A 10,249-nucleotide genomic window follows, 5' to 3' on the forward strand; every position below is an offset into this window, starting at 1 on the left:
CCAGCCACGCAGCCGCCTGCTCGAGCAGGTCGTCCCCGCGGTCCGCCGCCGTCATGCCACTGCCCGGCGGACGATCTGCGCCAGCAGCCGGCCGCACCGGTCGGCAGCGGCGGCTCCCGCCTCGATGACCTCATCGTGCGACAGCGCCTGCTCGGAGATCCCGGCGGCGAGATTGGTGACGAGGGAGATGCCGAGGACCTCCAGGCCGCTCTCGCGGGCGGCGATCGCCTCGAGCGTCGTGGACATGCCGACCAGGTCGCCACCGAGCACCTTGGCCATCGCCACCTCGGCCGGCGTCTCGTAGTGCGGGCCGCGGAACTGCACGTAGACACCCTCATCCAGGTCGGGGTCCACCTCGCGGGCGAGCTCGCGCAGCCGTGGTGTGTAGAGGTCGGTCAGGTCGACGAAGTGGGCGCCCTCGATGGGTGAGGCCGCCGTGAGGTTGAGGTGGTCCCGGATCAGCACCGGCGTGCCTGGCCCCCATGCGGGGTTGAGCCCGCCGCAGCCGTTGGTCAGCACGATGGTGGAGCACCCCGCCGCGGCGGCCGTCCGCACTCCGTGCGCCACCGCCCTGACCCCGCGGCCCTCATAGAAGTGGGTGCGGGTGCCGAAGACGAGCGCGCGACGCCCGGTGTCGCCGACCGTCACCGAGCGCATGACACCGCAGTGCCCCGCGACCGCAGCGGCCGCGAAGCCCGGCACGTCCGCGTTGTCGATGGTGGCGACGGTCTCGCCGACCAGGTCACCGGTCTGCCCCCAGCCGGAGCCGAGGACCAGGGCGATGTCGTGGTGGTCGGTGCCGCTGCGCTCTGCGATCACCGCGGCCGCCGCGCGGGCCACCTCGAAGGGGTCGATGTCGGGTCGGTCGAGTTCCGGGGTGTCTTCCGTGGGGTCGGTCACGCAGCGCATCGTATCCGTGGAGCCCACACCCGACTCGCCGGCCCGCAAGCCCCCCACCGGTCCGGCCGGACGGCACGTGGGCGGGCTGACGGGGTGCCGTCACGGCGCGCTGGTGGTGGTTGGATGACCCCGTGAATGATCCGCAGAAGTCAGTGGTCGTCCTCGGGGGCGGACCAGGGGGCTACGAAGCCGCGCTGGTCGCTGCCCAGCTCGGCGCGACGGTCACCGTGGTGGACCGGGACGGTCTCGGGGGAGCGTCCGTGCTCACGGACTGCGTCCCGAGCAAGGCCCTGATCTCGACCTCGGACTTCCTCTCCCGGTTCACCGCTGCCCGGGAGCTCGGGGTGGGGTTCCACGAGGCTCCGGGAGAGACGGCGATGGCCCACATGGCCGACGTCAACGCCCGGATCCTCGACCTGGCTGCTGCCCAGAGCCGCGACATCGGCGAGCGCCTCGCGTCCGACGGGGTGCGGGTGTGCCGTGGCGTGGGGCGGCTCACCGCGCCGGACCTGGTGCACGTCGAGTGCGCCGACGGGACCGAGGAGGACCTCGCCGCCGATGTCGTGCTGGTGGCGACGGGGTCCACCCCCCGCGTGATGGACACCGCGAGGCCGGACGGCGAGCGGATCCTCACCTGGCAACAGATCTATGCGCTGAAGGAGCTGCCCACCAAGCTGATCGTCGTGGGCTCCGGGGTGACCGGCGCCGAGCTCGCGCACGCCTACCTCGGGCTCGGCAGCGAGGTCGTCCTCGTCTCCTCCCGCGACCGGGTCCTGCCCGGTGAGGATGCCGACGCCGCGACCGTGATCGAGAACGTGTTCCGCCGTCGCGGCATGCAGGTCATGAACCGCTCCCGCGCCGCCGGGGTCGAGCGCACCCCCGACGGGGTCACCGTCACCCTCGTCGACGGCCGCACGGTCGACGGGTCGCACGCGCTGCTCGCGGTCGGGTCGATCCCCGCCACGGCGGGACTCGGGCTCGAGGAGGCCGGTGTCGACCTGCGCGAGTCCGGCCACCTGCGCGTCGACCGGGTGTCACGCACCTCGAGGCAGGGCATCTACGCCGCGGGCGACTGCACCGGTGTCGTTCCCCTGGCGTCGGTGGCGGCGATGCAGGGACGGATCGCGATGGCCCACGCCCTCGGTGACGCGGTCGCACCGCTCAACCGGCGGGCCATCAGCGCCAACATCTTCACGGACCCGGAGATCGCGACGGTCGGCTTCTCCCAGAAGGACATCGACGAGGGTGTCGTCGAGGCCCAGGCGGTCATGCTGCCGCTGGCGACGAACCCGCGCGCCAAGATGCAGAACGTCCAGGACGGGTTCGTGAAGCTGTTCGCTCGCACCGGCACCAGCATCGTGGTGGGTGGGGTGGTGGTCTCTCCGCGGGCCTCCGAGCTGATCTTCCCGGTCGCGCTCGCCGTGCAGAACCGGCTGACGGTGGACCAGCTGGCCAGCACCTTCACCATCTACCCGTCGCTGTCCGGCTCCATCGCCGAGGCCGCGCGCAAGCTGCACTCCCTCGAGGAGGACTAGCCACCGACAGGACACAACGCCTGGCTCACCTCTGCAGATCGCACGTCGCGCTGGCACTGGTATGGCGAGTGGCTGCCATACCGGCGTGTCCTCGGCGTGTCGGGGGGTAGCGCCAGCGCGAGCTGCGGTGTGCCGGTGGCCGTGGCTGCACCCGGCAGCGGGCGTCGGCGCGCTGCTCGGGAACGACTGCACGTCAGTCGAGCGCGGGGATCTTTCGCAGCGTCGGGGGGAACGCCGGGTCAGTCGGGGTCGCCGGGCAGCTTTCGTGGATCGGACGGCTCCGGGTGGTTGCGCAACCGTGCCTCGTGCTCGGCATCTTCACGAGCCCAGCGGGCCCGCCTCGAGTCGCGGGCCTTCTTGCGGATCCTTTGCAGCAGCGGCCAGCACACGGCGATCACCAGCACGAGGATCGCGACATTGATCCACGAGAGCCCCTGTTGAGGTTGCTGGCCGGCGGCGGCGAGGGTCATGAGCACCTACCCAGTGTAGGAACAGTGGGGCCGGCGGTGCGGCGTCAGTCCTTGATGTCTGCGATGACGGCGCCGTTGGTCACGGTCTCGCCGACGGAGGCGGTCAGGCCCGAGATGGTGCCGGCCTTGTGCGCGTTGATCGGCTGCTCCATCTTCATCGCCTCGAGGACGACCACCAGGTCACCCTGTTCGACGGACTGTCCGTCCTCGACGGCGATCTTGACGATCGTGCCCTGCATGGGGGCGGTCAGCGAGTCGCCGGACGCCTGGGTCCCGCCCTTGGAGCGGCTCGAGCGTCGCGGCGCCCGCTGCCGATTCACCGCTGCGCTCCCTCCAACTGCGCCGAGCGCGAAGCCGCCGGGCAGCACCACCTCGAGCCTCTTGCCACCGACCTCGACGACGACCCGCTGGCGCTCCTCGTCCTGGTCCGGCGAGTCGGCGACCGGCCCGGCATACGGCTCGATCGTGTTGTCGAACTCGGTCTCGATCCACCGGGTGTGCGTCGAGAAGGGCTGCTCCGCGTCGGCGGGGGCGAAGGCCTCGTCCGAGACGACGGCGCGGTGGAAGGGCAACACCGTGGGCATGCCCTCGACGACGAACTCGTCCAGCGCCCGGCGAGAGCGCTCGAGCGCCTCGGTGCGGTCACGGCCCGTGACGATGAGCTTGGCCAGCATCGAATCGAAGGCGCCCGAGATGACGTCGCCGGCCTCGACGCCCGAGTCGAGGCGCACGCCCGGGCCCGAGGGGGGACGGAAGACGGAGACGACGCCGGGTGCCGGCAGGAACCCTCGCCCCGGGTCCTCGCCGTTGATGCGGAACTCGAAGCTGTGCCCGATCGGTTCGGGGTCGTCGTAGCCGAGCGGCTCACCGTTCGCGACGCGGAACTGCTCACGTACCAGGTCGACCCCGGTTACCTCCTCGGTGACGGGGTGCTCGACCTGCAGGCGGGTGTTGACCTCGAGGAACGAGATCGTGCCGTCCTGGCCCACGAGGAACTCACAGGTGCCGGCCCCCACGTAGCCGGCCTCGGACAGGATCGCCTTCGACGCCCGCACCAGCTCGGCGTGCTGCTCGTCCGACAGGAACGGCGCGGGCGCCTCCTCGACCAGCTTCTGGTGCCGTCGCTGCAGCGAGCAATCGCGGGTGGAGACGACCACCACGTTGCCGTGCGTGTCGGCCAGGCACTGGGTCTCGACGTGCCGCGGCTTGTCCAGGTAGCGCTCGACGAAGCACTCGCCGCGGCCGAACGCCGCCACCGCCTCACGGACCGCGGAGTCGTAGAGCTCGGGCACCTCCTCGAGGGTGCGGGCGACCTTGAGGCCACGGCCGCCGCCACCGAAGGCGGCCTTGATGGCGATGGGCAGGCCGTGTTCCTCGGCGAAGGCGACGACCTCGTCGGAGCCCGAGACTGGGTCGGCGGTGCCGGGCACCAGGGGAGCGTTGGCCTTGGCAGCGATGTGCCGGGCCTGCACCTTGTCGCCGAGGGCGTCGATCGCCTCGGGCGGAGGGCCGATCCAGACCAGCCCGGCCTCGATCACCGCCCGCGCGAACGATGCGTTCTCGGAGAGGAACCCGTAACCGGGGTGCACCGCGTCGGCGCCGGCGCGCCGGGCGATGTCGAGCAGCTTCTCCTGCACCAGGTAGGAGTCGGCCGGGGTCGTGCCGCCCAGCGCGTAGGCCTCGTCGGCGACCTTGACGTGCAGCGCGTCGCGGTCCGGGTCGGCATACACCGCAACGGAAGCAAGGCCGCTGTCCTTGCACGCGCGGGCGATGCGGACGGCGATCTCGCCGCGGTTGGCGATGAGGACAGTGCTGATGGGCGCCATGGTGTCGGAGCCTAGCGCCTCCCGCGGGAGCCACCGGTCGTGGTCTCCGCGGCCCGGGTCCCACGGTTGCGGGGCACACCCTAGGGGCTGGCCGGCTCCAGCGCGCTCAGGTCTCGCCGGCAGCGCCGCTCGAGCTCGTCCAGCTCCTGCAGCGAGTCCTCGATGTCGCGCCTGCGTTGCTCGAGGTCCCGGCGACGGTCGGTGATCTGGCCGAGCAGGTAGGCGAGCTGGCCCTGCTCACCCGGCGGCTCGTCATACATGTTGACGATCCTGCTGATCTCCTCGAGGGGGAACCCGAGGCGCCTGCCGCGCAGGACCAGGGCGAGCCGGGTGCGGTCTCGGCGGTGGTAGACGCGCCGGGTGCCGCGCCGCTCCGGCGAGATCAGGCCGAGCTCCTCGTAGTGGCGGACCGTGCGGTGGGTGACCCCGAACTCCTGCGCCACCTCGGCGATCGTCCACTCCCGCGCGGGCTCGTCGGGCAGCGCGTCGGTGGGGGCGGTCGTCCGGCTTGTCATGGCGCTATCCTTGCCTTACGTTGACGTCAACGTCAACCGTTCCGAGAGACTGCGTCCTCCAGAAAGGCCCACCATGTTCGAGCTCTCCCAGGACCACGAGGACTTCCGCAGGCTGGTCCGCGAGTTCGCCGAGGCCGAGATCGCCCCGCACATCGCCGACTGGGACCGCAAGCACTACTTCCCGACCGAGCTGGTCCCCAAGATGGGCGAGCTCGGGCTCTTCGGGCTGGTCGCGCCGGAGGAGTATGGCGGCGCCGGACTCGCCGAGGGTGCGTTCACCTACCAGTGCCTCGCCATCGAGGAGCTCGGCCGGGTCGACCAGTCGATCGGCATCACCCTCTCGGCCGGCGTGGGCCTCGGCATCAACCCGATCCTCACCTACGGCTCGGCGGAGCAGAAGCAGCAGTGGCTGCCCGACCTCGTCGCCGGTCGTGCGCTCGCCGGATTCGGGCTGACCGAGCCGGAGGCCGGCTCCGACGCCGCCGCGACCAGGACGCGCGCCCGGTTGGACGGCGACGAGTGGGTGATCAACGGGGCCAAGGCCTTCATCACCAACTCCGGCACCGACATCACGTCCGTGGTCACCGTCACCGCGAAGACGGGCGAGAACGTGGACGGGTCGCCGCAGCTGAGCGCCATCATGGTGCCGGCCGGGACGCCCGGGTTCACGGTCGAGCCGGGCTACGAAAAGCTCGGCTGGCACGTGTCCGACACCCACGGGCTGAGCTTCGACGACTGCCGCGTGCCGGCCGCAAACCTCCTGGGCGAGCAGGGATCCGGCTTCAGGCAGTTCCTCAAGACCCTCGATGACGGCCGCATCGCGATCAGCGCGCTCGCGGTCGGCCTGGCGCAGGCGTGCCTCGAGGCGACGACCGACTATGCGGGAAGCCGGATCGCGTTCGGCAAGCCGATCGGGGCCAACCAGGGGGTTGCCTTCCCGCTCGCGGACCTGGCCGTGATGGTCGAGGCGTCGCGGCTGCTGACCTACAAGGCGGCGTGGCTCAAGGACGAGCTCACCGCCGGTCGCCGCTCGGTGCGGGAGGTCAAGCAGGCGGCCGCGATCTGCAAGGTCTACTCCACCGAGGCGGCCGTGACCGCGACCCGCATCGCCACCCAGGTCTTCGGCGGCAACGGTTTCATGGAGGAGTTCCCGGTGGCGCGGTTCTACCGTGATGCGAAGATCCTCGAGATCGGTGAGGGCACGAGCGAGGTCCAGCGCATGGTCATCGCCCGTGGCCTCGGACTGCCCCAAGCGTGAGCTGCGCATGAACTCCACCTGGTCACGACAGGAGACGTCGGTATGACGAGTCACCCCACCTCCCGATCCGCTTCGGGGCCCGCGCCGTTCTCCGGACCGACGCAGGGTGGTGACCCGAAGGTCGCGGACGTGCGGGCCCGGCTCACCGCGGCGCACCTGGCGTCCGAGACGCTCACCGACAAGGCCCGCGCCAAGCTCGACGCGCAGGGCAAGCTCTACGTCCGGGACCGGATCGCGCTGCTCTTCGACGAGGGCTCGTTCGTCGAGGACGGCCGCTTCGCCAACGCCATGGCGTCCGGGCTGCCTGCCGACGGTGTGGTGACCGGGCGGGGGACGGTCGACGGCCGACCGGCGATCGTCGTGGCCAACGACCCGACCGTCAAGGCCGGTTCGTGGGGTGCTCGCACGGTTGAGAAGATCATCCGCGCCACCGAGGCGGCGCTGCGCGAGGAGCTGCCGGTCTTCTGGTTCATCGACTCCGCCGGCGCGCGCATCACCGACCAGGTCCAGCTCTTCCCGGGCCGCCGGGGCGCCGGGCGGATCTTCCACAACCAGGTGGCGCTGTCGGGCAAGGTGCCCCAGATCTGTTGTCTCTTCGGGCCGTCCGCGGCCGGGGGTGCCTACATCCCCGCCTTCACCGACCTGGTGATCATGGTCGACGGAAACGCGTCGATGTACCTCGGCAGTCCGCGGATGGCCGAGATGGTGGTGGGCGAGAAGGTCTCGCTCGAGGACATGGGCGGCGCCCGCATGCACTGCTCGGTCTCCGGATGCGGTGACCTGCTGGCGGAGGACGACACCGAGGCGGTCGAGCTCGCCAGGCTCTACTTCTCCTACGTGCCGTCGAACTGGCGGGGTGCCCCTCCGTCATACGTGCCCGAGGAGCCGGCCCAGGAGCTGACTCCGACCACGGTGCCCGAGCGGGAGAGCACACCGTTCGACGTCCACGAGGTGATCGACGGGCTGGTGGACGCCGACTCGTTCTTCGAGATCAAACCGCTGTTCGCCCCCGAGCTGGTCGTCGGCTTCGGGCGGATGGCCGGGGAGACCGTCGGCCTCGTCGCCAACAACTCGGCGGTCAAGGGAGGTGTGCTGTTCACCGACAGCGCCGACAAGGCCGCCCGCTTCATCTGGTTGTGTGACGCGTTCAACATCCCGCTCATCTACCTCGCCGACGTGCCTGGTTTCATGATCGGCTCGGAGGTCGAGCGCGGCGGCATCATCCGGCACGGCGCGAAGATGGTCACCGCGGTCTCCGAGGCGACGGTGCCGCAGTTCTGCGTCGTGGTGCGGAAGGCCTACGGCGCCGGGCTCTACGCGATGGCCGGGCCGGGCTTCGGTCCGGACGCGACGCTGGCACTGCCGACCGCCCGCATCGCGGTGATGGGTCCCGAGGCGGCCGTCAACGCCGTGTATGCCAACAAGATCAACGCGATCGAGGACCCGGCGGAGCGCGAGCAGTTCATCCAGGACAAGCGCGCCGAGTACGAACAGGACGTCGACCTCGAGCGGCTCCTCTCCGACCTGGTGCTCGACGGTGTCGTGGAGGCCGACGCGCTCCGTGGCGAGCTGCTGCACCGGCTGCGCTACGCCGCGCGCCGCGACCGCGGCTTCAGCGAGCGTCGTCGCGGCGTGCCCCCGGTCTGACCCACACCGACGGCCTCAGGCGTCGGAGCGCAGGGCTTGCGCCCAGTGGTCCTGAAGGGCCCGGCTGCCCCTGGTGGTGAGCGAGAGCCAGACGCCTCGGCGCCGGGCGATCGTGCCGCGGCTCGTGGTCACCAGGCCCGCGCGGGAGAGCATCGCCACCTGCCTCGACAGCACCGAGCCGGAGACCTCGACGGCGTCACGGACGAACGCGAAGTCGGCCCGGTCCACCCCGGCGAGCGTGGCCAGGATGCGTCGGCGCAGCGGCGAGTCGAGCACCAGCTCGAGCTCGCGAGTAGGTCGGTGGTCATGCTGTTCGCGTCGTTCTGTCGTCGTCATGCCTGTCCCTCGAGTAGACCGCGTGCGGTGCGGGGGCCGGAGCGGCACTTCGACGCTAGGCAAGCACGACGGTGTCGGTCAACGGAATAACCGCGAGCTGGGCCGTCCGCGCAAGACATCCATGGCGGCGGACCCCGCTGCGAGCCGGTGGCTGAGCCGGACGGTCACTATCTGGACCACTCATCACGGAAAGGGCGAGGGCTCCTAACCTCCGGTTATGCCTTCATCCGTCCCCACCGCGCCGGCGATCCCGGCGGGTGAGCCCCTCGTCATCCGATCCGCTGCCGACGTCGCCCGTGCCGTCGCGCACCACGCCACGCCGCGCCGGGGTGCGGCGATGGTGGTGCTGCTCGCGTTCGGCGGTGTCTTCATGGACGCCTACGACTTCTCCTCGATCGCGTTCGGGATCACCGAGATCAAGCGGCAGTTCGGGCTGAGCGGCACCATGACGGGAGTCGTCAACGCCGCCATCATGGTGGGCGCAGCCCTCGGCGCGCTGTCCGGCGGCGTGCTGGTCGACCGGATCGGTCGCTACCGGCTGTTCATGGCCGACATGGTGTTCTTCGTCGTCGCAGCGATCGGCTGCGCGCTGGCGCCGGACGTCTGGACCCTCATCGTCTTCCGCTTCCTGATGGGCATCGGGGTCGGGCTGGACATGCCGGTCGCCATGGCGTTCCTCGCCGAGTTCTCCTCGTTGCGCGGACGGGGCAACCGCAGCCAGCGGGTGAACGGCTGGTCCCCGGCCTGGTACGCGGCCACCGGGTTCGGCTACCTGGTGGTGCTGGTGCTGTTTCTCGCCCTGCCCGATTCCAGCCAGGCGCACCTGTGGCGCTACGTCGTCGGCTTCGGCGCAGTGCCCGCTCTCGTGGTGCTGGTCGTCCGGCGGCGCTACCTCAAGGAGTCACCGCAGTGGCTGGCCGGGCAGGGCGACCTGCGTGGCGCCGCCGACATCCTGCGCAGCACCTACGGCATCGACGCCGAGCTGGCGCCGGACGTCGCCGCGACCAGCTCCCGCCCGTCGCTGCGGTCCCGCCGCGCAGCGCTCACCAGGCTGTGGTCGCCGCAGTACCGTGTGCGGACCCTGGCCGCGCTCGCCATCGCGGTGTTCTCCACGTTCGGCTACAACGCGGTGGCCTACGGCACCCCGCTGATCATCGCGAACCTCTTCCACCAGGGCGAGCTGACCACGATCGTGTCGTCGCTGGTGATCAACATCGGCTTCGGCGTGGTGGGCGGTCTGCTCGGGGTCGCCCTGGTGAGCCGGGCCGGCGCCCGCTCACTGACGCTGGTCGGGTTCGGGTTGCAGACGGCCTCGCTGGTGGTGCTGGCGGTGATCGGTGTCCCGACCGGCGCCGTGCTCGGCATCGCCGTGATCATGCTCGCCGTCTTCATCTTCGCGCAGGCCGGCGGGCCGGGCGCGACCCAGATGGCCTACGCGACGCTCAGCTACCCCACGAGCCTGCGCGGCACCGGCGTCGGCTTCACCGAGGGCACCAAGCGGCTCTTCTCGGTCGTGTCCCTGTTCTTCTTCCCGATCCTCGCCACGTCCATGGGCTCCGGGGTCTTCTGGCTGATCGCGATCTTCCCGCTGCTCGGTTTCCTGTCGCTGGCCGTGATCCGGTGGGACCCCACCGGGGTCGACACGGACGCAGAGGACTTCGCAGGCAGCGAGCGCCTCGAGCCGGCCCGCTGAGCGCGATCGCGGCCGCTGTCGCACCGATGAGCGCGGCCGCGGCCGGCTGTCGCACGGCTCCTGCCCAGC

9 protein-coding genes are annotated in these 10,249 nt (G+C 70.9%); 4 read left to right on the forward strand and 5 right to left on the reverse strand.

The window, feature by feature from the left end:
* Window positions 1-51: 51 nt before the first annotated feature.
* Window positions 52-900, reverse strand: coding sequence for a purine-nucleoside phosphorylase (locus tag FRW57_RS11290; protein WP_238999397.1), 849 nt, complete (start codon window positions 898-900; stop codon window positions 52-54).
* 131 nt (window positions 901-1,031) lie between these two features.
* Here FRW57_RS11290 and FRW57_RS11295 point away from each other — a divergent pair, with 131 nt between their 5' ends.
* Window positions 1,032-2,435 (forward strand): NAD(P)H-quinone dehydrogenase, encoded by a 1,404-nt coding sequence (locus FRW57_RS11295; protein ID WP_137122453.1) that lies wholly within the window; start codon window positions 1,032-1,034, stop codon window positions 2,433-2,435.
* 239 nt (window positions 2,436-2,674) lie between these two features.
* On the opposite strand, the gene FRW57_RS11300 is transcribed toward FRW57_RS11295, so the two are convergent.
* The 3 genes from FRW57_RS11300 to FRW57_RS11310 all read right to left on the reverse strand — a co-directional run bounded on the left by FRW57_RS11300 (window position 2,675) and on the right by FRW57_RS11310 (window position 5,246).
* The gene (locus FRW57_RS11300; RefSeq protein ID WP_137122452.1) at window positions 2,675-2,911 is read right to left on the reverse strand and encodes a hypothetical protein; all 237 of its coding nucleotides are present in this window, start codon (window positions 2,909-2,911) and stop codon (window positions 2,675-2,677) included.
* 38 nt (window positions 2,912-2,949) lie between these two features.
* Entirely contained in the window at window positions 2,950-4,731 is a 1,782-nt protein-coding gene (locus FRW57_RS11305) for an acetyl/propionyl/methylcrotonyl-CoA carboxylase subunit alpha (RefSeq protein ID WP_137122451.1), read from the reverse strand.
* 80 nt (window positions 4,732-4,811) lie between these two features.
* A complete protein-coding gene (locus FRW57_RS11310; RefSeq protein WP_137122450.1) occupies window positions 4,812-5,246 on the reverse strand; it encodes a MerR family transcriptional regulator in 435 nt (144 codons plus the stop codon).
* Window positions 5,247-5,319: 73 nt separating this feature from the next.
* On the opposite strand from FRW57_RS11310, the gene FRW57_RS11315 reads away from it, so the two are divergent.
* A complete protein-coding gene (locus tag FRW57_RS11315) occupies window positions 5,320-6,504 on the forward strand; it encodes an acyl-CoA dehydrogenase family protein (protein ID WP_137122449.1) in 1,185 nt (394 codons plus the stop codon).
* A gap of 42 nt (window positions 6,505-6,546) precedes the next feature.
* Entirely contained in the window at window positions 6,547-8,151 is a 1,605-nt protein-coding gene (locus FRW57_RS11320) for an acyl-CoA carboxylase subunit beta (RefSeq protein WP_137122448.1), read from the forward strand.
* Window positions 8,152-8,166: 15 nt separating this feature from the next.
* On the opposite strand, the gene FRW57_RS11325 is transcribed toward FRW57_RS11320, so the two are convergent.
* Window positions 8,167-8,487, reverse strand: a complete 321-nt coding sequence (locus FRW57_RS11325) for a MarR family winged helix-turn-helix transcriptional regulator (protein WP_137122447.1) — start codon at window positions 8,485-8,487, stop codon at window positions 8,167-8,169.
* Window positions 8,488-8,704: 217 nt separating this feature from the next.
* Between FRW57_RS11325 and FRW57_RS11330 the strand changes: the two genes are divergently transcribed.
* The gene (locus FRW57_RS11330) at window positions 8,705-10,180 is read left to right on the forward strand and encodes an MFS transporter (protein WP_137122446.1); all 1,476 of its coding nucleotides are present in this window, start codon (window positions 8,705-8,707) and stop codon (window positions 10,178-10,180) included.
* The last annotated feature ends 69 nt before the right edge of the window (window positions 10,181-10,249 follow it).

The organism is Segeticoccus rhizosphaerae, assembly GCF_009192725.1.
Taxonomy (GTDB): domain Bacteria; phylum Actinomycetota; class Actinomycetes; order Actinomycetales; family Dermatophilaceae; genus Segeticoccus; species Segeticoccus rhizosphaerae.